Source organism: Aeromicrobium sp. REDSEA-S38_B2, from assembly GCF_001628525.1.
GTDB classification, from domain to species: Bacteria; Actinomycetota; Actinomycetes; order Propionibacteriales; family Nocardioidaceae; genus Aeromicrobium; species Aeromicrobium erythreum.
This window is the reverse complement of sequence record NZ_LUNH01000065.1, coordinates 28,879-52,835: the sequence shown is the minus strand read 5'-3', so window position 1 is coordinate 52,835 and position 23,957 is coordinate 28,879. Positions and strand designations below refer to the sequence as shown.

The window sequence follows — 23,957 nt, the reverse complement described above, 5'->3', positions numbered from 1 at the left end:
GCTCGACCCCGACGTCGCCGACTCCGGGCGGCCTGCGGGCGGCCCGGTCGAGGGTGAGGGCGAGCACCGTGCCGACCCCACCGAGCCGCGGCGGTAGCGTCGGGGCGTGACGACGATCCCCGCGTACGAGCAGGTCGCGAGCCTGCCCACCGTCCACGAGCACGTGGTCGGCCCGAAGCACCTCGACGAGAACCGGCACATGAACATCGCGCACTACTTCACGTTCGGCGGCTCGGCGATCTGGGCACGCCACCAGCGCGACCTGGCCATGGCCGACACCTACATCACCGAGCGGGGGCTGACGACGTTCACCGCCGAGCAGCACCTGCGCTACCTCGGCGAGTCGGTCGAGGGCGACCGCCTCGGGGTGAGCGTCGTGGTCGTCGACCGCGCCGACAAGGTGCTGCACGTGGCCGCCCTGATCACCAACCACACGCGGCGCGAGCTGTCGTGCGTGATGGAGGCGGTCACCGTGCACGTCGACTTCGGCACGCGCCGCCCGGTGCCGTTCCCCGACGACGTCGCCGCCGTGCTCGACGCGGCGATCGCGGGAGACAGACCCGCGTGGGAGCTGCCGCTCAGCGGAGGGCTGGGCGTCCGACGCTGACCCGCTCGGGAGGCGCCGGCCGCGCTCGTCGGGTACGAAGGAGGCAGACGAGAGGAGTGCCGGTGCTGGCGTGGGGTTTCATCATGGTGGCCGTCGTGGTCGTGCTGGTCGTGGCCGGCCTCGGGATCGCGGCCGCGTCGGGGCGTGACGGCGCGGAGCGACGCAGTGCGATGGCGGAGGCGCGCCAGCGGGCGCAGGCCCGCCGGGAGGCGCGGTCGGACGGGGCGTGACCCTCGACGACCTCGGCCACGACGTCGCCGTGCCGACCGAGGCGCGACGTGTGGTCAGCCTGGTCCCCTCGATCACCGAGGGACTGGCCGCCGCACGGCCTGCCGCTGTCGTCGGGGCGACCGACTGGTGCACGCACCCGCCCGACCTCGACGTCGTCCGCGTGCGCGGCACCAAGAACCCCGACCGCGCGGCCGTCGAGGCGGCCCGGCCCGACCTCGTGGTCGCGAACCAGGAGGAGAACCGCGAGCTCGACGTGCAGCGCCTGCGCGACGCGGGCGTCCCCGTGTGGGTGACGCGGATCGAGACCGTCGACGACGCCTTCGCCTCCCTCGGACGGCTCTTCACCGACGCGCTCGGCTGGGGCGAGCCCACCTGGCTCGCGGATGCCCGGCAGCTCTGGTCGGCGCCCGCCCCAGCTCCCCGCGGACGGGTGGCCGTGCCGATCTGGCGTGACCCGTGGATGGTCGTCGGACCCCGCACCTTCACCGCCGACCTGCTGCGCCGACTCGGGTGGGAGGTCACCACGGGCCCGGAGGGCGACGCGCACGAGCGCTACCCCCACGTCGACGTCGCGGACCTCGACACGTCCGACGTCGACCTCGTGCTCCTGCCCGACGAGCCCTACGTCTTCGGCCCCGACGACGGGCCGGAGGCGTTCACGTCGGTACCGACACGGCTCGTGTCGGGCCGGCTGCTCACCTGGTACGGACCGTCGCTCGTCGAGGCCCGCGAGGTGCTGGGCGCGCTGTGAGCCGACCCGTCCTGGTCAGGACTGGTGCTCGCGCTCCTGCTCGTGCGCGGCGGCCTTGCGCTCGAGGACACGGCGCTCGGCCTTCTGCTTCTCCAGCGGCGTGATCTCGAGCTTGTGCTTGGACACGACGTACGGCGTCTCGCCCACGATCGCGTTGTGGCTGCCGGAGAACAGGTACTTGCTCGACAGGTTGATGAGCGTCGCGAACCGGTTGCGGTTGCCGAGCAGCGTCGCGATGTGCAGCGCCACCCAGATGATCCAGGCGAGGAAGCCGGTCAGCTTCGGCGCGTGGGTGATCTCCGCGACCGCCGACGACTTGCCGATCGTGGCCATCGTGCCCTTGTCGGAGTACTTGAACGGCTTGACCCGGTCGGCCTTGCCCTTCGTGGTGGCCTTGATGAACTTGGCCACGTGCTTGCCGCCCTGGATGGCGGGCTGGGCGAGCTGCGGGAGCGGGTCGGGGCCGATGGCGATGTCGCCGATCGCGAACACGTCGGGGCGGTCCTTCACCCGCAGGTGGTCGTCGACCTCGATGCGTCCGCCGCGCCCCTGGGGCACGTCCCAGTCGAGGACGGTCGGGTGGGCGGTGACGCCGGTGGCCCACACGACGATGCCCGCCTTGAGGAACTCGGTGCGGCCCTCGGCCTCGACGAGCACGCCGTCCTCGCGGACCTCCTTGACGGCCGTGTTCAGCCGCAGGTCGACGTCGCGCTTGAGCAGCGACCGCTTGGCGTAGTCGCGCAGCTTCTCGTCGAACGGGCCGAGAACGTGCGGCGCCATCTCCAGCAGCGTCACGTGGATGCGGGCGCGGTCGAGCTCGGGGTAGGTCGTCGGCATGTCGTTGTTGCGGAACTCGGCGAACGCGCCGGCCGTCTCGACACCCGTCGCGCCACCGCCGACGACGATGATGCGCAGGTCCTCGTCCTGGCCGTTGATCGCGAACTCCTCGAGGTTCGCGAACAGCCGGTCGCGCACCTGCAGCGCCTGCGAACGCTTGTAGAGGGGCAGCGAGTACTCCTCCGCGCCCGGGGTGCCGAAGAAGTTCGTCGTCACGCCGTTGGCGAGCACCAGGTAGTCGTAGGAGACGGACACCTCGCCGTGCAGGCTCAGCACCTTCGCCTGGTGGTCGATGCTCGTGACGATGCCCTTGAGGAAGCGGACGTTCTTCTGGCCGGCGCGCACCGCGCGCAGGAACCAGGTGATGTCGCCGGGGTTCAGCGAGGCCGTCGCGACCTGGTAGAGCAGGGGCTGGAAGGTGTTGTAGGTGTGCCGGTCGATGAGCGTGATGTCGACGTCGGCACGCTTGAGCTTGCGGACGAGGGAGAGCCCTCCGAAGCCACCTCCGACCACGACGACGTGGGGGCGCTTGGAGCCGGGAACGACGCTGTTGCTCATGGCTCCAACCCTACTCGCGCCGGGCGTCGGGCCGCCTCTCGGCGAGGGGGTCGGTGACCTGGGTCACTCCTCCAAGAGCCAGGCGCGGGACTCCGGGCGACGCAGCTGGACGATCACGACGATCGCCGCGGCGCCGGTCACGACGCCCAGCGGGAGGAAGAAGACCGACAGGCCGATGGTCACCGCCGCGACGACGACCAGGGCCGTCCCACCCGACGGCACGCGGCGGACGACGGCGAGGGCTGCCACGACGCCGGCGACGCAGGCCACCAGCCAGACGATCGCGGAGACCCGCAGCAGCTCGATCATCTCGTCGGCGCTGACGCCCGACGAGCGCACCAGGTCGCGCGCGAGGCCGGGCTCGGTGAGCGCGGTGCGGTAGGCGTCGGCGCCGACCGTCGTCACGAGCAGGAGCAGGAGGCCGAGCAGCGCCACGACGCCGCTCGCGACGAACGTCGTCACGACCGCCACCGTGACGGACCGCGGCCGGGCCACGGGGCCGACCGGCGCGGGCTGGGCCGACGGGTGCGTCGGGGTGGTCGTCGCGACGGGTCCGCCCGCCGCAGGCGGCGGGTCGAGCGGACGACCGACGGGGCCGGCCGAGCGCGACGCGAACGGATCGGCGCCCTTCGTGGCCGACGTCGGGACGTCGGCCACCGCTCGACCGCCGACCTGGTCGAACCAGCGGCGCGCGTCGGGCGTCCACAGCGACCAGCCGCACAGTCCCGCGAAGGCCGCCGGGAGCAGGCCCGGCAGCCCCAGGGTGGCGAGCACCACGAAGGCGATGCCGCACAGGATGGTCAGCATCACCCGCGACGTGCGGTGGCCGCGCGCGGCGTAGACCGCGAACACGGCGCCCGAGGCCGTCAGCACGATCCCGACGTAGACGGCGTAGCGCAGGTAGTCGAGCGCCTGGTCCATGCTCAGGCCCAGCTCCTTGACGGGCTCCTGCGCGAGCGCGTCGCGGACGGCGTCCTGCAGCTCGATCGACCCCCACGACGAGAGTGCCGACACGAGGTTCACGAGCAGCAGCCCGCACCCGACCCCGACGAAGATGCAGGTCAGGGTGAGCGCCGGTGGCCTCGGGGGGCGGTCTGCCATACGCACACCCTAACGAGCACGGCCTGGCTCCCGACCGGCCCGCAGGCCAGCCCGCCCGCACGGCCGGGCAGGATGAGGACCGACTCGTGGGAGGGAGACCCGTGTTCCGTCAGGTTCCCGTGCTGCCGGTCGTCGTGCCCTCGGCCGCCGCGGTCCTCGCCGTCCTGCTGTGGCACCTGCGTCGCCGCGCCCTGCTGACCGCCCCGCGGGCCGCGGTCGCGCTCGCCCTCTGCGTGTACGCGGCCGGCGTGGTCGCCAACACCGTCTTCCCGATCTACCTCGATCCGGTCGCCCGCAGCACGCGCTGGTCGGTGCAGCCCGTGCCGTTCGCCGACTACGAGTGGGCCGACGCGGCGATGAACGTCGCCGTCTTCGTGCCGCTCGGCATCCTGCTGGCGCTCGCTCTCGGCACACCGCCCTGGTGGCGGGTGCTCGTGGCCGTGGCTGCGAGCAGCCTCGCGATCGAGCTGACCCAGCTCGTCACGGGCGCGTTCCTCGGGGGCGGTCACGTGGCCGACGTCGACGACCTCCTCTCCAACGTCACCGGCGGGATGCTCGGGCTCGCGCTCCTGGTCGGACTGAACGGCGTGCCAGCGGGGGCACGTCTCGTGGAGCGGTCCCGCTGGTCCTGAACCCGTCCGCGCTCAGCACAGCAGCGCCCCGCCGCCCATGGGTGGCGGCGGGGCGCTGCGGCCCGACCAGGTCGCGGACGACGAGGGCAGGTCAGGCGGCGGTCACCGTGAGGGAGTCGGTCGGGACGCCGTCCGGGCCCACCTCCCGGTCGACCCGCACCGTGTCGCCGTCGCGCACCTCACCCGCCAGCAGCGCCTTGGCGAGACGGTCGCCGATCGCCTGCTGCACCAGCCGTCGCAGCGGTCGCGCACCGTAGGCGGGGTCCCAGCCCGTGAGGGCCAGCCACTCCTTCGCCGCATCGGTCACGTCGAGCGTGATCCGACGAGCCGCCAGGCGGCGACCCAGCGACGCGAGCTGCAGGTCGACGATGTGCGTCAGCTCGGCGGTGCCGAGCGGCTCGAACGTCACGATCTCGTCGAGCCGGTTCAGGAACTCCGGCTTGAACGACGCCTTCACGACGTCCATGACCGCGTCCTTCTTCGCCTGCTCGTCCAGCGACGGGTCGGCCAGGAACACCGAGCCCAGGTTGCTGGTGAGGATGAGGATGACGTTGCGGAAGTCGACCGTGCGGCCCTGCCCGTCGGTCAGGCGACCGTCGTCGAGCACCTGCAGGAGGATGTCGAAGACCTCCGGGTGCGCCTTCTCGACCTCGTCCAGCAGCACGACCGAGTACGGGCGACGCCGCACGGCCTCGGTCAGCTGGCCGCCCTCGTCGTAGCCGACGTAGCCCGGAGGGGCACCGACGAGCCGCGAGACCGCGTGCTTCTCGGCGTACTCGCTCATGTCGATGCGCACCATCGCGCGCTCGTCGTCGAACAGGAACTCCGCCAGCGTCTTCGCCAGCTCCGTCTTTCCCACTCCCGTGGGGCCGAGGAACAGGAACGAGCCGGTCGGGCGGTCGGGGTCGGCGATGCCGGCGCGGCTGCGACGCACCGCGTCGGACACGGCGGTCACGGCCTCGCGCTGGCCGACCAGCCGCTTGCCGAGCTCGTCCTCCATCCGCAGGAGCTTGCCCGTCTCCCCCTCGAGCAGACGGCCCGTGGGGATGCCGGTCCACGACGCGACGACCTCCGCGATCTCGTCGGCCGTCACCTCCTCGTTGACCAGCCGGTCGGTGCCGTCGCCGGCCTCGCGCGCCGACTCCGCCGCCTGCGCGGCGGCCAGCTGCGCCTCCATCGTCGGGATCTCGCTGTAGAGCAGACGCGCCGCGGTCTCGAGGTCGCCCTCGCGCTGGGCGCGCTCGGCGGCGATGCGCACCTCGTCGATGCGCTCCTTGATCTCACCGACCGCGTTCAGGCTCTGCTTCTCGCTCTCCCACCGCTGCTCGAGCGCACGCAGCGTCTCCTGGCGGTCGGCGAGCTCGCTGCGGAGCTTCTCGAGCCGCTCGCGGCTCGCGTCGTCGGTCTCGTTCTGCAGGTGCAGCTCCTCCATCCGGAGCCGGTCGACCGCGCGTCGCAGCTCGTCGATCTCGACGGGGCTGGAGTCGATCTCCATCCGCAGCCGCGAGCCCGCCTCGTCGACCAGGTCGATCGCCTTGTCGGGCAGCTGACGTCCGGGGATGTAGCGGTCGGACAGCGTGGCCGCTGCGACGAGCGCGGCGTCGGCGATGGCGACCTTGTGGTGCGCCTCGTAGCGCTCCTTCAGGCCGCGCAGGATCGCGATCGTGTCCTCGACCGACGGCTCGCCGACCAGCACCTGCTGGAACCGACGCTCCAGCGCGGGGTCCTTCTCGACGTTCTCGCGGTACTCGTCGAGGGTCGTCGCCCCGATCATGCGCAGCTCGCCGCGCGCCAGCATCGGCTTGAGCATGTTGCCGGCGTCCATCGCGGAGTCGCCCGTGGCGCCCGCCCCGACGACCGTGTGCAGCTCGTCGATGAAGGTGATGACCTGACCGTCCGACGCCTTGATCTCCTCGAGCACGGCCTTGAGCCGCTCCTCGAACTCGCCGCGGTACTTCGCGCCGGCCACCATCGCGCCGAGGTCGAGGCTGATCAGCCGGCGACCACGCAGCGACTCGGGCACGTCGCCGTCGACGATGCGCTGCGCCAGCCCCTCGACGACGGCGGTCTTGCCGACGCCCGGCTCGCCGATGAGGACGGGGTTGTTCTTCGTGCGGCGGCTGAGCACCTGCACGACGCGACGGATCTCGGCGTCGCGGCCGATGACCGGGTCGAGCTTGCCCTCGCGGGCGACGGCGGTCAGGTCGACGCCGTACTTCTCGAGCGCCTGGTAGGTGTCCTCCGCGTCGGCGCTGGTGACCCGCGCACCACCGCGCACGGTCTCGAACGCGGCGCGCAGGGCGTCGGGCGTGGCGCCGCGGGACGTCAGCACGTCCTTCGCGGGCGAGTCGACGGTCGCGACGCCGACGACGAGGTGCTCGGTGGAGATGAACTCGTCGCCGAGCTCGCCGGCGAGGTCGGCGGCACGCTGGAGCACCTCGTGGGTGCTGCGCGACAGGCCGGGGTTCTGCACGCTGCTGCCCGCCGCCGAAGGGAGCGCGCCGATCACGCCCTGCAGCTCGGTCCTCACCGCGCCGGCGTCGACGCCGGTGGCCTGCAGCAGCGGGACGGCCGTGCCGCCGTCCTGCGCGAGGAGCGCGGTGAGCACGTGGGCGGGCTCGATCGCCGGGTTGCCGGCCGCAGCCGCCTGCTGCATCGCGGCAGCCAGCGCCTGCTGGCTGCGGGTGGTGAGGTTCGAGAGATCCATGGGCTGCTCCTGATGCGTCCTTCCGTCGGCGCGGTTCGCCGTACACCCAGGACAACATCATGAGAGTTGAGTCCATTCCACTCAACTCTGGGTGTCTGCCGACCTTCGCCGGTCGGCCTGTTTGCGTGGGGCCCCACGCAAACGCGCTCGCCCCCCCCCCGCAAACATGCGGCCGATGTGCACGTTCACGTGGGGCCCCACGCAAACGTGCTCAGGACGGAGGGGTGGTGGGGTGGGGAGGGGGTCAGTAGCCGGAGAAGTAGTCGGTCCGGACCTTGGCGCAGCGACGGCGCAGGTCGCCGCGGACGGCGGAGACCATGACCGGGGGGCCGGAGACGTAGGCCACGCGCTCGGCGGCGTCGGGCACCGCCTCCGCCACCACGTCGCCCGAGACCACCGGCGCCGCCACGTGCACCCAGTCGGCCGGGAGGTCGCCGGGAGGCTCGGGAGAGACCAGCACCACCCGGACGCCGCTCGCGACCAGCTCGTCGCGGTAGGGCACGACGTCGCCGTCGGGGACGCCGTAGACGAGCACGACGTCGCGCGCCTCGCCGGCACGGAGCTGGCTGAGGAAGGGCGTCACGCCGATGCCGCCTGCGACGAGCAGCAGCGGGCGACCGCCGCGAGGCCAGACGAAGTCGCCGTGCACGCCGGTCGCGTGCACGCGCTCGCCCTCGCGCAGCCCGACGAGCGCCTGCTTGAACGACGACGACGGCTCCGGCACGCGCACGGCGACGCTCAGGTCGTCGGCCTGCGGGGGCGAGCTGATGCTGAACACCCGCCGGACACCGCGTCCGTCCACGCCACGGTGCGGCAGGTGGAGCTCGAGGTACTGGCCCGGGACGAACCGCACCGGACGGGTCGGGCGGAACGTGACCTCCCAGGTGTCCCCGGCGAGCCGACGCGAGCCCGTGGTCCGCAGCACCACCCCGGTCCGCCGGGAGAGCGCGAAGGCGACCAGGTTGCCGACGACGATCGCCAGCTCGGGCGTCATGGTCAACGGACCCCACGTCGGCGCCTGCACGCCGAGCACGTCGGCGAACGTCGGGAAGCCGAGCAGCACCGCCATGACCGCGGCGACGAGCCACTGCTGCACCCGCCGGGGCGGCAGGGTGAGCGGCTCGGTGACCATGAAGCCCGCCATGAAGACGATCGGGTAGGAGTACAGCGCGGTCTGCCACGCCTGCGACAGCGGCGTGCCGAAGCCGACCGTCAGGCCCACCAGCACGAGGGTGGCCGCGACGACGACGAACACGAGCCCCACGTCGAGGCGACGGGTCCGCCACAGCACGAGGAGCGCGCCGACCGCGACGAACGGCAGCAGCGCCTGGGTGGCCGCCGTCTGCCAGAGCGCGTTGATCGACGACTCCCGTCCGACCGCCCACTGCGCGACGACGACGAGCAGCGCGCCGGCGGCCGCCGGGTTGAGCACGTGCCGGCCCCGCCACGCGAGCAGGTACTTCGACGCGCTGGCGAGCACGGCTGCCGCCGCGAGCCAGAGCAGGTTGGCGGCCCCGACGCCCGAGCCCGACCCGCTGGCGGCCTCGGGCAACGGCACGAACAGGAAGAACAGCAGCAGCGCGGTGATCACGGCCGACTCGTCGTGGGGGACGCGACGCCACACCAGACCGAGCAACCGGTTCGAGGCGACCGACGCCACCAGCAGCACCGCCAGGGCGGCGAGGTTGCCGAGCGTCGAGAGCCCGTCGATGACGCCGGTGGACGTGAAGAGCAGGTAGACCGCGACGATCGCCGACAGCACGATCGTCGTGAGGCGGTACATGCTCACCCGACCGAGGATCGCGTCGACCGAGGGCCTCGGTCCCGTGCTCGTGCGACTCGTGCTCATGTGAACAGCTCCCCAGGGAGGTCGGGCGACCGCAGCACGCGGCCGTCGGCGTGGATCCGGACGAAGTGGTGCGGGTGCAGGTCGAGCAGCGTCTGCGGGTCGGCGAAGAAGTGCGCGGTGGCCAGGCCGTCGGCGACCATGCAGGAACCGTCGACGAGGGCCCACGTGGCGACGACGTCGCGGGTCGGGCGGCCGGTGCGGCCGTCGACGACGTGGTGGAGCCCTTCGCCCCACACGCGTCGGTTGACGGCTGACGCGCAGAGCGCCCACCCGTCGGCGACCTCGACGACGCCGACGGCGCGCGAGGCGTCGCCCGGGTGCTCGAGGGCGACGCGGATCGGAACGCCACCGACGTGCCGCAGGTCGCCGCTGCCGTCGACCGTCGCCTCGTCGACGCCGTGGTCGGCGAGCACGTCGACCACGAGGTCGACCAGGAAACCCTTCCCCGCGGCGCCGACGTCGAGCAGCAGCGGCCGAGCGGTGGCGAGCGTCTCGTGGTCCACGACGAGCGAGCCGTCGCTGCGGACCTGCGCCCAGCTCTCGGGCGGCACCGCGCGACCGTTCGGCTGCAGCGAGTACCGCGCGTCGTACCCGAGGTCCTCCAGCGACCGCCCCACCAGCGGCGTCACCGCCCCGTCCGTGGCCACGTGCAGGTCGTCGTAGAGCCTCAGCAGGGCGCCGGCGCCCTGGAGCTGCCAGCTGCCGGCCTCGCGGGCCATGGCGGTCACGGTCGAGTCCGCTCGGAAGCGCGACCACGCGTGGTCGAACCGCTCGACGACGTCGCGCACGGACTGCCGGACGTCGGGGTCGAGCGGCTGCGCGGTCTCGACCTCCCACGACGTCCCGATCGCCTCGAAGCCCCACGCCACCGTCGCGGCGCGCGGGCCGACCCCGGTCAATCGAACCAGCCGCCCACGGCACTGACGGCGCCGCCGATGCCGTCGCCGATCGCCGAGGCGGTGTCGCCGAGTGCCTCGACACCCTCGGACAACGCCTCGCCGACGTCGGGGCCGTTCTCGAAGAAGGAGTCGATCATGCCGTCGGAGAAGATCGCCACGCCGGCGCCGATGATCGTCCCCGCGACGGCGCCGACGGCCGTGCCCGCGACCGGCACGACCGAGCCGATCGCCGCTCCGGCTGCGGCTCCCGTGCCCATGCCGGCGAGGAAGGACACGCCCTGCGACGTCGCGATCTGGGGCGCCGTCTCGCCCTCGGCGTAGTCGTTGTAGACGCCGAGCCCGAGCCCGATCACGCCGAGCGCCTTGCCGACCCGGCCGAGGTTGGCCGGCAGACGCGACTCGCCGGCAGCGTTGGCCCGGGCGAGCAGGTCCTGCGCCTCGTCCAGCTTGCCGGCGATCGCCAGGCGGTCGGCCTCGAGCCGCGCAGTGTCGACCCGCTCGAAGAAGAACCAGCGACGCTGGACGTACCGGTCGGGGTTGGCCTGGAGGTCGGCGATGGCGCGGGACGCCTCGTCGAGCAGACCCTGCGCCTGGGTGCGCAGCGCGTTGGCCCGCTGGCTGGCGACACCAGCGGCGGCACCCTCGCCGACCGCCTCGGCGAGGCTCAGCAGCCAGCTGGCGTGCTGACCGGGGGTGTACTGGTCCTGCAGGGACCGGCAGGCGGTCTCGTAGACACGGTCGACCCGCGAGGCCTCGGTCTGCGCGGCCGCGTAGGCGGTGAGCTTGTCCTGGTGCGCGTTGTACTCGGCGACCCGCTGGTCGTGCGCGGCCACCTCGGCCTCCGTGCCCTCGAAGTGCTCGGGAGGTCGTGCGGGACCGTCGCCGGGGTGCTGCACGACGAACCCGGCGACGGTCAGCCCCGCCTCCCGTGCGGTGCTGCGGACGTCGGCCATGTCGCTCTGGCACGTCGTCAGCGACGTCGCGAACTCGTCGAGGTCGCCCGCCATGTCCCGTGCCGCTCCGGCCAGGTCGTCCCCGCCCGTGCGGAGCCGGCGCGCGACGTCGAGGAACTCGTCCCCGGCCTCCCCGTCCCAGGAGCCGAGCGCGGACGTCCGAGCCGTGCTCGCGGCCTCGGCGGCGTCGTCGAGGGCCGTCGCGAGCGTCTGGCGGAGCCAGGTCGCGACACCCTTGACGCTGCTCGGCGAACCCTCGATCTCGGTGTCGATGCTCACCGTCCGCCCTCCTCCTGCATGGTGGACCGGATGTCCTCCAGGGACACCTCCGCATCGGCGTCCGCCCGCTGGTAGTACTCGCGGCTGAGGCCGACGAGGGTGCCCGTGCCGCTCAGCCCGTCGGCGACGTTCGCGGCGCTGTCGATCACCTGCGCCACCATCGAGGCGATGACCGCGGTCATCGGTCCGGCGTCGACGCCCGACGACCCGGCGGTGTCGATGCCGCTCAGGGTGGTCCCCGCGTCGGTCAGGTCGGTGGCGATGGTGCCGAGCACCGCCAGGTCGACGTCGATGCTCATCGTCGGGCCTCCTCACCGTCGCGCAGGCCGGGGTCGAGGTCGAGGAACAGGAGGTCGTACGGGGTCTCGTCGTGCACGCGCTGCAGGGTGGCGACGTCGCACAGCAACCACGGCACGTCGGGGCGGTAGAGGTCGTGCAGCCGGTCGATCGCGGAGTACACGAACAAGGCCGTCCGGCCGTCCTCGAGGGTGTGCATCTGCACCTCCCGCAGGCTCGGGTCGTCGGCCGCGCTCGTCGGCACGTACACGACGGGCGGCAGGGCGGGCCGGCCTGTTCCGGCCTGCACGAAGGGCTGGGTCATCCTGCGTCCTCCTGGTCGAGTCGGGTCAGCGGCGTGGCCGCGCGTCGTCGTCGAGCTGCGCGCGCAACCAGGCGGCGAGGTCGTGCGGGCCGACTCCCATGAGCGACGTGTCGACGCGCAGCTCGCCGGGTCGGGCGCGCGCCCCTGCTCGGAAGCCGAGCGGTGGACCCGAGCGGCTGGTGGGTCCGTCGACGAACAGGCCGCCGCTCCAGGGCCGCACCGACTCGACGTCCGTGCGGGGGATCCGGGCGCGACCGGCCGCACTGTCGTGGACCACGTGCTGGTCGGTCAGCCAGAGCGCGTCGACCCTGCGGCGGCCGACCAGGACGAGCACCACGCGCACCGCGAACCAGGCCGTGGCCACCAGGGCCGGGACCCACAGGGCCGCCCAGGCCGAGCCCGACGCGACGCCGATCGAGCTCACCACCGCACCGAGTGCGACGAGCCCGACGTCGAGCGACACGCTGTGCACGAACGGGCCGGACCACGCGCGCACCCCCCGGGCCGGTCTGCCGTCGACGGTGGCCTCACGCAGCCCTGGGAACGTGCGGGTGCGCAGCCGTGCGACCGCGAGGACGCCCGCGCCCAGCGCCGCGAACAGCGCGTAGACGGCCAGCGCCTGCATCGCCACCACGTCGGCGGGCACCTGGGTCAGGATCACGGCCGCGCCGGCCAGGCCGACCACGAGGATCGCGAGGTCGGCGCCGAGGTCGGCGCGCCTCGCGCGACGGTCGTAGGAGGTCGTCTCGGCGTCGCCCATGACGGACATGGTAGGTCCGGTCAGCCTCGCGCCTCGGACTTGATCTCGTCGATCGCCTGGTTGAAGCCGCCCGCCGTCAGCGAGGAGCCGGCGACCTTCGAGACGTCGAGGTCGTCGATGTTCTTGCCGACGACCTCGTCGGCGATGCCACCGGCGAACTTCTCCTGGTACTGCTTCGAGGTGCCCGAGGCCTTCGGCGTCACGGTGACGTCGTCGATGGTGCCGCCGTCGCCGAGCGTCACCTCGACGTCGACCGTCGAGGTCCCGCCCGGGTTGGAGTAGCTGCCGGACGCCTCGTAGGTGCCGGGGGCGTAGTCGCCGGACGACTCCGAGGAGCCGGTGTCGGTCGAGGCCGACTCACTCGTGGCGGCGCTGCTCGGCGTGCTGCCGGCGGCGTCGTCGGAGGTGGACGCCTGGCCGCACGCGGCGGCGAGCAGCAGGGTCGGGACGGCCGTCGCGGCGAGGACGGCCTTCTGGTGGCGGCGCAGGGTCATGGGTCTTCTCCAGTCAGTCGGGCTGGGACGCGGATGGTGGTTGCGTCGTCAACTTCTCCAACGGCCGCGTCCTGCACGACGTTCCCGGATCGACCTCCCGACCTTGACGTCCAGCGCGACGTCGTGCAAACTACTTTGTACTGCAAACCTATCTTCAGGAGAGAGCATGGACGACGAGCAGACCCGCGACCGCACCCCCGACCTGGCCGAGAGCTGGGCCATCATCGAGGCCGAGCGCGACCGCGCTCGCCGCTCCGTGCGGGTCGACGAACGGATCGTCTACGGCGTGTGGGCCGTCGCATGGGGCATGGGCTACCTCGCGCTGTGGACGTGGTCCGGCCCGCAGGGAGAGCCGGGACTCCCGGGGCCGATCGTCTTCGGCGTCCTCATCGCCGCCGCGATCGTGGCGACGGTCGTGCACATCGAGGGCCGCACCCGCGGCATCGGCGGGCCCGACGCCGAGGCCAACGCGTGGCTCGGCTGGGCCTGGGGGCTGGGCTTCGCCGGAGCCTGCCTCGTCGCCGGTGCGCTCGGCCGGGTCGGCCTGGAGGGCGAGGCCGCCGCGATCGTCTACAACGCCGTCCCGTGCCTCGTCGTCGCCGTCCTCTACATGGGGTCCGCCGTCGCGTTCCACGACCGGCGCCAGCTCGTGCTGGGCGCCTGGATCGCGCTGCTCGTGGGTGGCGCGTCGTTCGCCGGGGCACCCGCCCTCTACCTGCTCATGGCGCTGCTCGGTGGCGGCGGCTTCGCCGTCGCGGCGCTCCACGCGCACCGCGAGGGGCGCCGATGACCGATCTCGACCCCGTCATCCACGCCCAGGCGCGCCTGCGCGTCACCGCCTTCCTCGCCGCGCTCGCACCCGGGGAGACGCTCACCTTCCCGCGTCTGCAGAAGGAGCTGGGCATGACCGCCGGCAACCTCTCCACCCACCTGCGCAAGCTCGAGGACGCCGGCTACGTCCACCAGACCAAGACCATCGACGGTCGGACGCCCGCCACGCACGTCAGCCTCACGGACGCCGGCCGCACCGCCTTCGAGACGTACACCCGCACGCTGCGCCAGCTGCTCCAGGGCGACGCCTGACGACCGCGTGCAGGAGTGGTCGATCTCGCACCCCGGACGACTTCGCGGCGTCGGGCCGGAGAACTTAGGATGGACTTACGCACATCGACTGATCCTGGCGGTGTGCCCGTGTTCCCCCCAGGAGTCCCACTGATGAGCAGGAAGCTCAGGGTCGCGATCGTCGGCGCCGGCCCGGCCGGCGTCTACGCGGCCGACATCCTCACCAAGTCCGAGGTCCCCGCACCCTTCGAGGGTGCGAGCGTCGACCTCATCGAGCGCGACCCCACGCCGTTCGGCCTGATCCGCTACGGAGTGGCCCCCGACCACCCGCGCATCAAGGAGATCGTCAAGGCGCTCAAGCGGGTCATGGCGAACGAGGACATCCGCTTCTTCGGCAACGTCTCGTTCGGCGACGACCTCAAGCTCGACGACCTCCGTCAGTTCTACGACGCCGTCGTCTTCGCCACGGGCGCCCGCCGCGACCGCGACCTCGACCTCCCCGGCATCGACCTCGACGGCTCGCACGGCGCGGCCGACTTCGTCTACTGGTACGACGGCCACCCCGACGTCGAGCGCGACTGGCCGTTCCAGCCGCACCAGGAGTCCGTCGCCGTGCTCGGCGTGGGCAACGTCGGACTCGACGTCTCGCGCATCCTCGCCAAGACGGCCGACGAGCTGCTCGTCACCGAGATCCCCGACAACGTCTACGAGGGCCTGAAGAAGAACGTCGCGAAGGACGTGCACGTCTTCGCGCGTCGCGGTCCGGCGCAGGTCAAGTTCACGCCCATGGAGCTGCGCGAGCTGAGCCACTCCCCCACGATCGACGTCATCGTGCACCCCGAGGGCTTCGAGCTCGACGAGGGCTCGCTCGAGGCGATCCGTGCCGCGAAGAGCCAGAAGCTCGTGGTCGACGTGCTGCAGAACTACCTCGCGAAGGAGCCCACGGGCGCCCCGCACCGCATCCACATCCACTTCTGCCAGAACCCCGTCGAGATCCTCGGCGAGGACGGCAAGGTCGTGGGTCTGCGCACCGAGGTGACCGAGCTCGACGGCACCGGCAACGTCCGCGGCACCGGCGAGTTCCAGGACTGGCCCGTCCAGGCCGTCTACCGCGCCATCGGCTACTACTCCGACAACCTGCCCGGCCTGCCGTTCGACGTCACCGCCGGTGTCGTGCCCAACGACGGCGGCCGCGTCATCGAGATCGACGGATCGGCACTGCCGGGCGTCTACGTGACCGGCTGGATCAAGCGTGGCCCGGTCGGCCTCATCGGTCACACGAAGTCCGACGCCGCCCAGACCATCTCGATGCTGATCGACGACGCGCCCGGTCTCGCGCCGGCCGCCCAGCCCGACCCCGAGTCCGTCGACGCCTACCTCGAGTCGCGCGGCCTGGAGTACACGACGTGGGAGGGCTGGGAGAAGCTCGACGCCCACGAGCTCGGCCTCGGCGAGGCCCACGAGCACGAGCGCGAGCGCGTCAAGGTCGTGCCCCGTGAGGACATGGTCCGCATCGCGCGCTCCTGACCCGCACCGCCGCGACGCCCGCACCCCGCTGGGGTGCGGGCTTCGTCGCGTCCGGGGCCGTCAGGAGGGCGGCAGCACCAGCAGCTGCAGGTGGCACGGACCGTCGGGGGACGACGTCGGGATGTCGGTGAGGAGGAACGGCTGCTCCGCGCCGGCCGCGACGTCGTCGAGCCGCCGGGTCGCGGCGGGGCTCGTGCCGTCGGCCGGTCCGACCTGGGCGCTCACCTGGTAGCTCGCCTTGTTCTTCGTCGGGTTGGAGACCAGGCCCGTCGCCGACCAGGTGCCGTCGCCGTCACGGCTGCACTCGACCGCCGACAACAGCTCCGGGGCGGAGCGACCGGTCGGCAGTCCCTCGGCGGTCGGCGAGGCCGACGGCGTGGGCCGGGTGGCCGGGTCGGGCCCACCGCTGCAGCCCGTCGCGCCGAACGCGAGCACCGGCAGGAGCACCGCGGAGGCCAGGTGTCGTGCGCGCATGGGTCCATCCCACCACGTCGGGCCCGTCGTCCCGGGCTCACCACGCGCGGTCGCCACCCGCGGCCTTCCCGCCCCGAGGGCACCCTCGGGATCGTGCCCGCGTGACGTAGGGTGAAAGTGCTAGGACGTCCGAGCATCAGGGAGGGAGAGGGCCATGACGATCGCACGTCTGGGCGTGGTCGGCGGAGGACTCATGGGGTCGGGCATCACCGAGGTCGGAGCGCGGGCCGGCCTGTCCGTCGTGACCGTCGAGGTCGACGACGACGCCGCGAAGCGCGCCGCCGAGCGGGTCGAGGCCTCGCTGCGCAAGGCCGAGCAGCGCGGGAAGCTGACCGCCGACGACGTCGCCGCGACGCTCGAGCGCGTCACCTTCACGGCCGACCTCGAGGCGCTCGCCGACCGTGACCTCGTCGTCGAGGCCGCGAGCGAGGACGAGCGGACGAAGCTCGACCTGTTCCGGACCCTCGGCTCGATCCTGGAGTCCGACGACGCCGTGCTCGCGTCGAACACGTCCTCGATCCCGATCGTGAAGCTCGGGGCCGTGTCGGGGCGGGCCGACCGGGTCATGGGCGTGCACTTCTTCAACCCCGCGCCGGTCATGAGGCTGGTCGAGCTGATCCCGTCGCTGACCACGTCGCCCGAGACGCTGCAGCGCTTGCAGACCTTCGTCTCCGAGACCCTCGGCAAGGAGCCCATCGAGGCCACCGACCGCGCCGGCTTCGTCGTCAACAGCCTGCTCGTGCCGTACCTGCTCTCGGCCATCCGCATGTACGAGGCGGGCTACGCCTCGGCCGCCGACATCGACTCCGGCATGGTGCTGGGCTGCGGGCACCCGATGGGCCCGCTCGCCCTGGCCGACCTCATCGGCCTCGACACCGTCCGCGCCATCGGCGTCTCCATGTACGAGGAGTTCAAGGAGCCGCTCTACTCGCCGCCGCCGGTGCTCGACCGCATGGTCGAGGCCGGCCTCCTGGGCAAGAAGTCCGGGCACGGGTTCTACCCCTACGATCGCTGAGTGCCCGACCCCGACCCTCGACGACCGCGGCTCGCCGACCTGACGTGGCCGCGCCGCACGGCGCGGACCACGCTGCGGCCACTCACCCTCGACGACGTCGACGCCGTGCTCGCCTACCGGGGCGACCCCGACGTCAACCGGTGGCTCGGCCGGCCGGCGCGGACCCGTGAGGAGCTCGTCGACTCGCACTTCGCCGCCGACGACCTCCTCGACGCGCTCGCCGTCGAGGTCGACGGGCGGGTCGTCGGCGACACGATGGTCACCGTCGGGGACGCCTGGGGCCAGAAGGACGTCCGGGAGCAGGCGCGCCGCACGGTCGCCGTGCTGGCCTGGGCCCTTGCGCCCAGCCACCACGGGCGCGGCCTCATGACCGAGGCCGTCGAGGAGCTGCTGCGGATCAGCTTCGAGGAGCTGGGTGTGCGCCGCGTCGTCGCCGAGTGCTTCGCCACCAACGAGCCGTCGTGGCGACTCATGGAGCGCGTCGGCATGCGCCGCGAGGCCCACACCCGTCAGGACGCCCTGCACCGCGACCTCGGCTGGGTCGACGGCCTCGCCTACGCGATCCTGGCCGACGAGTGGCGCTCCCGGCACGCCTGACCACGCGGCGTCGGAGTCACCTGCGACGGCGGCGCAACGGGGGGCGATGCATGATGGGGTGACCCGCGTCATACCCGACTGGAGGCCCTCGTGATCGTCCCGTTCAGCATCCGCGACTTCCTCGACCGCGCCGTCACCGTCTACCCCGATCGGGTGGCCGTCGTCGACGAGCCCGACCAGCCGGCACCGTCGTGGGGGGAGCTCACGTACGCCGAGGTGATGCGGCTCGCGCAGGCGCAGGCCGAGCGGCTCGACCGGCTCGACGTGCCGGTCGGCGGCCGGGTCGCGATGGTCTCGCAGAACGCCGCGCGGCTCTACACGTCGTTCTTCGGCGTCTCCGGCTGGGGCCGCGTGTTCGTGCCGGTGAACTTCCGGCTCGCGCCGGCGGAGGTCGAGTACATCGTGCAGCACAGCGGCGCGGAGGTCGTCGTCCTCGACCCCGGCCTGGAGCACCTGCGCGAGGCCTGCTCGGCGGCCAAGCACGTCTTCGTCGCCGGCGTCGACGACGAGGAGGTCTGGGGCTGGTCGCCCGCATCCCAGGATCGTCCGACCCACGGCGCGCAGCCGCGGGCGTGGGAGCCCGACGAGACCGCGACGGCCACCATCAACTACACGTCGGGCACGACCGCCCGACCCAAGGGCGTCGAGCAGACGCACCGCGCCCTCTGGACCAACGCGACGGTGTTCGGCTGGCAGGCGTCGGTCAGCGACCGCGACGTGTACCTGCACACGCTGCCGATGTTCCACTGCAACGGCTGGGGCCAGGTGTACGGCGTCACCGGCATGGGCGGCAAGCACGTCGTGCTGCGGCAGGTCGACGGGGCGGAGATCCTGCGCCGCATCGAGGAGCACCAGGTGACCTTCCTCTGCTGCGCGCCGGCGGTGCTGTCGGCCGTGCTCGACGCGCTCAAGGACTGGGACGGCCCGGTCGGGCGCGACCGGGTCCGCTGCGTCGTCGCGGGCGCCCCGCCGCCGACCCGCACGATCGAGCGGGTCCGTGAGGAGCTGGGGTGGGAGTTCATCCAGATCTACGGGCTCACCGAGACGTCGCCGCTGCTGACCATGAGCCGCATGCGCGAGGAGTGGGACGACCTCGACGCGACCGAGCAGGCCCGCAGGCTCGGCCGCGCGGGCGCTCCCGCGCTGTCGACGTCGATCCGCGTCGACGACACCGGCGAGGTGCTGGCCCGTAGCAACACCGTGCTCCAGGGCTACTGGGACAACCCGGACGCCACCGGCGAGTCGCTGGCCGGGGGATGGTTCCACACGGGCGACGGCGGAGCGTTCGAGGACGGCTACGTCACGATCGCGGACCGCAAGAAGGACGTGATCATCTCCGGCGGCGAGAACGTGTCCTCGATCGAGGTGGAGGACGCGCTCGCGTCGCACCCCGCCGTGCGGGAGGTCGCCGTCATCGGCGTCCCCGACGAGCGCTGGGGCGAGCTGGTCACGGCGCTCGTAGTCGTCGAGCCCGACTCCGGCGTCGACGAGGCGGCACTCATCGCGCACTGCCGCGAACGGCTGGCCGGCTACAAGTGCCCCAAGCGGGTCGAGTTCCGCGACGAGCTCGCCCGCACGGCGACCGGGAAGCTGCAGAAGTTCAAGCTGAGGGCCGAGTTCTGGGACGGTCGCGAGCGCCAGGTCAACTGACGTCCCGGTCGACGGGGCGGTCTCGCTGTACCCGCACGGCCGGGCCACCGCCTCGCCTAGGCTGGCCGCACCACCCGCCGCACGCCCGAGGTCCGTCATGTCGTCGTCCTGCACCTGCCACTGCGCCGAGGGGCGCCGGCGTCGACCGTCGGCCGCCCTCGTCGTGGCCACCGTCGCGCTCTTCCTGTCGCTCGGTGGCACCTCCTACGCCGCCGTCAAGGCGGGCAGCATCGGCAACCGTCAGCTCGCCGACCGCGCCGTCAGCGCCTCGAAGATGCGCTCCGACTCCGTCGGCACGCAGGCGCTCGTCGACGGCTCGGTGCGTTCGACGGACCTGCGCAACCGGTCCGTCACCGGCGCCAAGATCGCCCTCGACGCCGTGACCACGCAGGTCATCCTCGACGGCAGCATCGGCAGCCAGGACCTGGCCCAGGGCAGCATCGGCACCCGCGAGGTCGCCGACGGCAGCCTCGGCACGCAGGACCTGACGTCGGACGTCGTCGGACGGCTGCTGCGGACGCCCGGCACCGGCAGCGGCGGCGCGAGTGTCGGCCAGACCCTCTCGACGAGCGTGGTCCTGGCCAGCTCCACGGAGATGCGTGGCTACTCGGTGCCCGCGGACCAGGCGGGCACCGTGCTCGTCACCGGCGCTGCGGCCGTCGGCTCGAGGTTCGGCACCGACGTGACGTGCGGCCTCGTCCGCGCCGGCGAGAGCACCCCGCTCGCCAGCAGCACCGTGACCGTCCCCGCCGAGGGCCGGTCGGTCGTCCCCGTGCAGGCCGTGGTGGCGGTCGCGCAGGACCAGAACCTCTCGCTGCGGTGCTGGACCGTGCTGGGCACCGGGACGGCGACCGCCGCCGACGGCTCCACCCTGACGGTGCTGCGCGTCGGCTCCTGACGCCCCGGCCCCGGGCGGCGCGGCGCGGCGCGGAGGGTCAGCCGACCAGCCGCAGTCGACGGGGCGCCAGCCCCACCGTCAGCCGCTGCCCGAACGACACGCTCAGCGCGTCGGCCTCGATCCCGTCGCCGAAGCAGACGAGCGCGTCGGACTCCACCGTCACCACGAGCGAGCCGTCGGCACCCACAAGACCCTCCGTGACCTCGGTGCCGGTGGCCGGCGACGGCCACGCCTCGCGGACGAACCAGCACAGGCCCGGGTCGGTCGGGCCGGGCATGACCAGACCGCTGCGCCGCTCCTCCCACGCCGAGCGCAGCCAGCCCGTCGCACCCGTGCCCGTGCCGACGAGGATCCCCGACGACGAGTGCCGCTCCACGCGGTCACCCGCGTGCAGCACGTAGCGCGCGGACTGGTGACCGGGGTCGCCGACGAACACCTCGTTGAGCGCCGACAGCTCCTGGCCGTCGTCGGTGCGCGCCTGCACCATCGTGCGTTCCTGCACCGGACGGTCGGCGCGTTCGACACCGGCCAGCACGTCGACCACCTGCTGCGGCGCGTGCGGCACGAGCACTCCGGGGTTGCGGCCCCGCTCCGGGTCGACCCCGACCACGGGCTGGCCGCTCAGGTACTTCGCGACGTTGGCGACGAGCCCGTCCTGGCCGACCGCGACGACCACGTCCTCCGGGCCGAACACGAACCGGTCGAGCTCGGAGCGCTCCACCTCCGCCCGCCGCCAGTGCAGCGGGATCGCCGCGGACACGACGGCCCGCGCCCGCGCGAGCGCCTCGTGACGCTGCTCGACCTCGGCGATGTCGCGGTCGCGGGTGCGCAGGAAGAAGGCGGCCTGGTCACGGGTGGCGTGCCGGGCGACCAGCTCCTCGTACTCCGACCGTCGGTGGACGACGACGGCCCGCGGCCGCAACGTCATCGCGTCGGACCGGCCTCCTGGTCGGCCGCCGCGCCGGTGTCGCCGAGCTTCTCCAGCAGCGGTGCGAGCAGGTCGGGCGTGAGGGAGAGGTGCGTGAGGGGCGGCAGGTTGGCCGCGAGCTCGCGGGCGGCGATCGCGAGGATCCGACCCTGGTCGATCTCGGCGTACGACGCGAACGCCGCCGACTCGGCAGCAGCCTTCGCCTCGCCGACGGTGCGGGCCCGGTCGGCCTCGGCCCGCGCCAGCAGGCCCTCCCGCTCGGCACGCGCCGCGGCCGTGATGCGGTCGGCCTCGGCCTGCTCGGTCGCGCGGCGCCGCTCGTTCTGCCCGCGCTGGGTGACGAGCTCCTCCTCGCGGCGCGCCAGCTCGATCTGGTTCGTCAGCTCGTTCTCGGCGATCGCGCGCTCCTTCTCCACGGCGACCGCCCGCCGCTCGAAGGTCGCGCGGTCGGCCTGCTGCTGCACGGCCTCGCGCGTGGGGGTCTGCAGCGCACGCTCCAGGTCGGCCTCCGCGCGGATCGCGACGACGCGGACGTCGGTGACGGCCAGCCCCCGCTCGACGAGGCGCTGGTCGCCGGCGAGCTCGTCGGCGACCCGCTGACGCACGGGCGCGATGCCGTGGGCGAGCGCGTCGGTGAGCGACGTGCCGGCGAGGTGGTCGAGCGCCGGCTGCTGCGCGAGCTCGGTGAGCAGACCGCCGAGCCGCTCCAGCGGTCGGGCGTTCCAGTCGCCGGTGCGCGGGTCGATGCCGAAGTCGATGCGGGTGGCGGCGACGGCGGGGTCGACGACCCGGTAGGTGACGGTGGCCTGCACCGACACCACCTGGAAGTCGCTCGTCCGAGCCGCGAACTGCAGCACCTGCTCACGGTCCTCCAGCGGCACCTCGGCCAGGGCGGCGGTGCTGGGTCGGAACCAGAACGAGACCCCCGCCCCGGACTTCGTGACCTGACCGTCCTTCAGTTTCAGCACGAACGACGTCGGGTCCGACCGCAGGTGGTTCAGGAACGGACGTCGGGTGATGTCGGCCATCGGTGCTCCCTCTTCTCGACCACGCCCAGTCTGCCCCACCCGCCGCGCCCCCAGCGCCGAGCCCACTGAGTGTCGCGGCGTCGACAACTCGACCAGCGAGACCATCCGCTGGTCGAGTAGTCGGGACGGCGAGCGCCAGCGAGCTCGTCCTGACGTATCGAGACCACCCGGCAACAGCCCAGCGCGACCCGACCCCCAGCGACGGCGCGGAGTGGTCTCGATACACCTCCCCTCGCTGGCGCTCGTGGAGGCACTCGACCAGCGACACCTCCCGCTGGTCGAGTAGGCCGAGCGAGCTTGCGAGGCTCGGACGTATCGAGACCACCCGGCAACGGCCCAGCGCGAACCGACTTCACGCTGATCCGCCCAAAGTGGTCTCGACACGTCGACCAGCGAGCGAGGTCAGAGGGGGCGCAGGCCGGTGACCTGCCAGGTGCCGGCCGACGACTTCTTCGCCGTCACCGACAGCTGGGCGGCGGAGACGTTGGCCTGGTCCTCGCCGGCGCGCCGGCTGGACTGGTCCACGTACACGAGCAGCTCGGCGTGGTCGCCCTCGAGCTCGGTCACGCCCGCCGTGCTCACCTTGGCGGTCAGCACGAGCTTCTGGCCGGGCGCCTGCTTCTGCAGCGCCGCGAAGAGGGTGTCGTACTCCTGACGCGCCTTGCCGGCGAGCAGGGCGTCGGCGGACTGCTCGGTGGGCGTCGGGTCGGCGTAGTCGTAGGTCAGCACGCGCTCGAGCGCGACCGCCACCTGCGACTGCACCTGCGACGTCTCCTTCGCGTCGACGAGCGCGCGGTTGTCGGCCGCCGGACCCGACGTGAGGTCGGCGTACTGCCACCAGCCGACACCGCCGACGACGAGGGCCAGCAACGACACGACGACCACGGCCGCCCGCCTCGCGCCCCTCACGACAGCTCCACCGCGAGCTGCTGGAGGTCGCTGACCTTCCAGGTCCCGCCCGAGCGGACCAGGGTGGCCGTGAAGCGGTTGCGCTTCACGACGGGCTCGGCCTCGGCGTCCTTCGCGTCGCGCACCGTCGTCTCGACCGACGCGATCACTTCTGCGGTGTCGCCGTCGGCGTCGAGGACGGCGGCGTCGACGACCTTGCCACGCGACTCCTTGCCCTGGTCGGCGAGGAGCTGACGGTCCTGCTCGTCCAGCCCCGAGAACTGGTCGTGCAGGGTGCCGGTGGTGACGGCCTTCCAGCTGTCGAGCCCGGCCTTCACGTCGGCGGAGTCGAGGCTGTTGAGCGTGGCGATGTCGCTGGTGGCGCGGATGAGCACGGCGTCGCGCGTGCGGGCCAGCTGCAGGTCGTCGCTGTGCGCGGCGCTCCACCAGGCGACCGAGCCGCTGACCGCGACGGCGAGGGACACGGCGAGCAGGACCCAGCCGAGCAACCAGCGACCTTGCCGCTGCTCGTCCGACGCCGGCGGGTCGCCACCGTCGGGTACCTCGGCGTCGTTCGTCGCCCGCTCCATGGCACCGTCTCCCCCCGTGCTGCCACGCTCTGCCAGCGCAG

At 72.8% G+C, this 23,957-nt stretch carries 26 protein-coding genes; 11 read left to right on the top strand and 15 right to left on the bottom strand.

The window, feature by feature from the left end:
* Nucleotides 1-106: 106 nt before the first annotated feature.
* From A6Q81_RS13245 to A6Q81_RS13235, 3 genes are all read left to right on the top strand, one after another.
* A complete protein-coding gene (locus A6Q81_RS13245) occupies nucleotides 107-607 on the top strand; it encodes an acyl-CoA thioesterase (RefSeq protein ID WP_286690748.1) in 501 nt (166 codons plus the stop codon).
* Nucleotides 608-669: 62 nt separating this feature from the next.
* Nucleotides 670-837 (top strand): hypothetical protein, encoded by a 168-nt coding sequence (locus tag A6Q81_RS13240; RefSeq protein ID WP_158509157.1) that lies wholly within the window; start codon nucleotides 670-672, stop codon nucleotides 835-837.
* Nucleotides 834-1,589, top strand: coding sequence for a helical backbone metal receptor (locus A6Q81_RS13235; RefSeq protein ID WP_286690747.1), 756 nt, complete (start codon nucleotides 834-836; stop codon nucleotides 1,587-1,589). Before A6Q81_RS13240 ends, A6Q81_RS13235 begins: the two co-directional genes overlap by 4 nt.
* 15 nt (nucleotides 1,590-1,604) lie before the next feature.
* On the opposite strand, the gene A6Q81_RS13230 is transcribed toward A6Q81_RS13235, so the two are convergent.
* The gene (locus A6Q81_RS13230) at nucleotides 1,605-2,984 is read right to left on the bottom strand and encodes an NAD(P)/FAD-dependent oxidoreductase (RefSeq protein WP_067853587.1); all 1,380 of its coding nucleotides are present in this window, start codon (nucleotides 2,982-2,984) and stop codon (nucleotides 1,605-1,607) included.
* Between the two features lie 63 nt (nucleotides 2,985-3,047).
* Entirely contained in the window at nucleotides 3,048-4,085 is a 1,038-nt protein-coding gene (locus A6Q81_RS13225; RefSeq protein ID WP_286690746.1) for a hypothetical protein, read from the bottom strand.
* Nucleotides 4,086-4,171: 86 nt separating this feature from the next.
* On the opposite strand from A6Q81_RS13225, the gene A6Q81_RS13220 reads away from it, so the two are divergent.
* Nucleotides 4,172-4,717: a VanZ family protein gene (locus A6Q81_RS13220; protein WP_286690745.1), complete on the top strand. Its 546-nt coding sequence runs from the start codon at nucleotides 4,172-4,174 to the stop codon at nucleotides 4,715-4,717.
* 91 nt (nucleotides 4,718-4,808) lie between these two features.
* On the opposite strand, the gene clpB is transcribed toward A6Q81_RS13220, so the two are convergent.
* The 8 genes from clpB to A6Q81_RS13180 form a co-directional block, all read right to left on the bottom strand.
* Complete coding sequence (gene clpB / locus A6Q81_RS13215) at nucleotides 4,809-7,424, bottom strand: ATP-dependent chaperone ClpB (RefSeq protein ID WP_067853579.1); 2,616 nt, start codon at nucleotides 7,422-7,424, stop codon at nucleotides 4,809-4,811.
* 244 nt (nucleotides 7,425-7,668) lie between these two features.
* Complete coding sequence (locus A6Q81_RS13210) at nucleotides 7,669-9,273, bottom strand: FAD-dependent oxidoreductase (RefSeq protein WP_286690744.1); 1,605 nt, start codon at nucleotides 9,271-9,273, stop codon at nucleotides 7,669-7,671.
* Complete coding sequence (locus A6Q81_RS13205; RefSeq protein ID WP_286690743.1) at nucleotides 9,270-10,172, bottom strand: FAD:protein FMN transferase; 903 nt, start codon at nucleotides 10,170-10,172, stop codon at nucleotides 9,270-9,272. The genes A6Q81_RS13210 and A6Q81_RS13205 overlap by 4 nt, the downstream gene beginning before the upstream one ends.
* Nucleotides 10,169-11,404 (bottom strand): hypothetical protein, encoded by a 1,236-nt coding sequence (locus A6Q81_RS13200; RefSeq protein WP_286690742.1) that lies wholly within the window; start codon nucleotides 11,402-11,404, stop codon nucleotides 10,169-10,171. The genes A6Q81_RS13205 and A6Q81_RS13200 overlap by 4 nt, the downstream gene beginning before the upstream one ends.
* On the bottom strand, nucleotides 11,401-11,703 hold the full coding sequence (locus A6Q81_RS13195) for a hypothetical protein (RefSeq protein WP_286690741.1): 303 nt from the start codon (nucleotides 11,701-11,703) through the stop codon (nucleotides 11,401-11,403). Before A6Q81_RS13195 ends, A6Q81_RS13200 begins: the two co-directional genes overlap by 4 nt.
* A complete protein-coding gene (locus A6Q81_RS13190) occupies nucleotides 11,700-12,005 on the bottom strand; it encodes an SAV_915 family protein (RefSeq protein WP_286690740.1) in 306 nt (101 codons plus the stop codon). The genes A6Q81_RS13195 and A6Q81_RS13190 overlap by 4 nt, the downstream gene beginning before the upstream one ends.
* 25 nt (nucleotides 12,006-12,030) lie before the next feature.
* The gene (locus tag A6Q81_RS13185; protein WP_286690739.1) at nucleotides 12,031-12,765 is read right to left on the bottom strand and encodes a hypothetical protein; all 735 of its coding nucleotides are present in this window, start codon (nucleotides 12,763-12,765) and stop codon (nucleotides 12,031-12,033) included.
* A 20-nt stretch (nucleotides 12,766-12,785) separates the two neighbouring features.
* Entirely contained in the window at nucleotides 12,786-13,259 is a 474-nt protein-coding gene (locus A6Q81_RS13180; protein ID WP_067853561.1) for an FMN-binding protein, read from the bottom strand.
* 166 nt (nucleotides 13,260-13,425) lie between these two features.
* Here A6Q81_RS13180 and A6Q81_RS13175 point away from each other — a divergent pair, with 166 nt between their 5' ends.
* From A6Q81_RS13175 to A6Q81_RS13165, 3 genes are all read left to right on the top strand, one after another.
* Nucleotides 13,426-14,049 carry a hypothetical protein gene (locus A6Q81_RS13175; RefSeq protein WP_067853558.1) on the top strand — a complete coding sequence of 208 codons (624 nt, stop codon included), beginning with the start codon at nucleotides 13,426-13,428 and terminating at the stop codon, nucleotides 14,047-14,049.
* Complete coding sequence (locus A6Q81_RS13170) at nucleotides 14,046-14,342, top strand: transcriptional regulator (RefSeq protein WP_067853555.1); 297 nt, start codon at nucleotides 14,046-14,048, stop codon at nucleotides 14,340-14,342. Before A6Q81_RS13175 ends, A6Q81_RS13170 begins: the two co-directional genes overlap by 4 nt.
* A gap of 132 nt (nucleotides 14,343-14,474) precedes the next feature.
* Nucleotides 14,475-15,848: an FAD-dependent oxidoreductase gene (locus A6Q81_RS13165; RefSeq protein WP_286690738.1), complete on the top strand. Its 1,374-nt coding sequence runs from the start codon at nucleotides 14,475-14,477 to the stop codon at nucleotides 15,846-15,848.
* Nucleotides 15,849-15,908: 60 nt separating this feature from the next.
* Here A6Q81_RS13165 and A6Q81_RS13160 read toward each other — a convergent pair whose 3' ends face one another.
* Nucleotides 15,909-16,322, bottom strand: a complete 414-nt coding sequence (locus A6Q81_RS13160; protein ID WP_067853549.1) for a hypothetical protein — start codon at nucleotides 16,320-16,322, stop codon at nucleotides 15,909-15,911.
* Nucleotides 16,323-16,476: 154 nt separating this feature from the next.
* Here A6Q81_RS13160 and A6Q81_RS13155 point away from each other — a divergent pair, with 154 nt between their 5' ends.
* From A6Q81_RS13155 to A6Q81_RS13140, 4 genes are all read left to right on the top strand, one after another.
* Complete coding sequence (locus A6Q81_RS13155; protein ID WP_286690737.1) at nucleotides 16,477-17,337, top strand: 3-hydroxybutyryl-CoA dehydrogenase; 861 nt, start codon at nucleotides 16,477-16,479, stop codon at nucleotides 17,335-17,337.
* Nucleotides 17,338-17,934: a GNAT family N-acetyltransferase gene (locus tag A6Q81_RS13150; protein ID WP_286690736.1), complete on the top strand. Its 597-nt coding sequence runs from the start codon at nucleotides 17,338-17,340 to the stop codon at nucleotides 17,932-17,934.
* 90 nt (nucleotides 17,935-18,024) lie between these two features.
* Nucleotides 18,025-19,584, top strand: a complete 1,560-nt coding sequence (locus A6Q81_RS13145; protein ID WP_286690735.1) for an AMP-binding protein — start codon at nucleotides 18,025-18,027, stop codon at nucleotides 19,582-19,584.
* A gap of 97 nt (nucleotides 19,585-19,681) precedes the next feature.
* Nucleotides 19,682-20,482 carry a hypothetical protein gene (locus tag A6Q81_RS13140; RefSeq protein WP_286690734.1) on the top strand — a complete coding sequence of 267 codons (801 nt, stop codon included), beginning with the start codon at nucleotides 19,682-19,684 and terminating at the stop codon, nucleotides 20,480-20,482.
* Nucleotides 20,483-20,519: 37 nt separating this feature from the next.
* Here A6Q81_RS13140 and A6Q81_RS13135 read toward each other — a convergent pair whose 3' ends face one another.
* The 4 genes from A6Q81_RS13135 to A6Q81_RS13120 form a co-directional block, all read right to left on the bottom strand.
* Nucleotides 20,520-21,410: an NAD(+)/NADH kinase gene (locus A6Q81_RS13135; protein ID WP_253024198.1), complete on the bottom strand. Its 891-nt coding sequence runs from the start codon at nucleotides 21,408-21,410 to the stop codon at nucleotides 20,520-20,522.
* Nucleotides 21,407-22,438 (bottom strand): SPFH domain-containing protein, encoded by a 1,032-nt coding sequence (locus tag A6Q81_RS13130; protein ID WP_286690733.1) that lies wholly within the window; start codon nucleotides 22,436-22,438, stop codon nucleotides 21,407-21,409. The genes A6Q81_RS13135 and A6Q81_RS13130 overlap by 4 nt, the downstream gene beginning before the upstream one ends.
* 402 nt (nucleotides 22,439-22,840) lie before the next feature.
* Entirely contained in the window at nucleotides 22,841-23,347 is a 507-nt protein-coding gene (locus A6Q81_RS13125; protein WP_144433625.1) for a hypothetical protein, read from the bottom strand.
* Nucleotides 23,344-23,916 carry an Rv1363c family protein gene (locus A6Q81_RS13120; protein ID WP_286690732.1) on the bottom strand — a complete coding sequence of 191 codons (573 nt, stop codon included), beginning with the start codon at nucleotides 23,914-23,916 and terminating at the stop codon, nucleotides 23,344-23,346. The genes A6Q81_RS13125 and A6Q81_RS13120 overlap by 4 nt, the downstream gene beginning before the upstream one ends.
* Nucleotides 23,917-23,957: the final 41 nt, after the last annotated feature.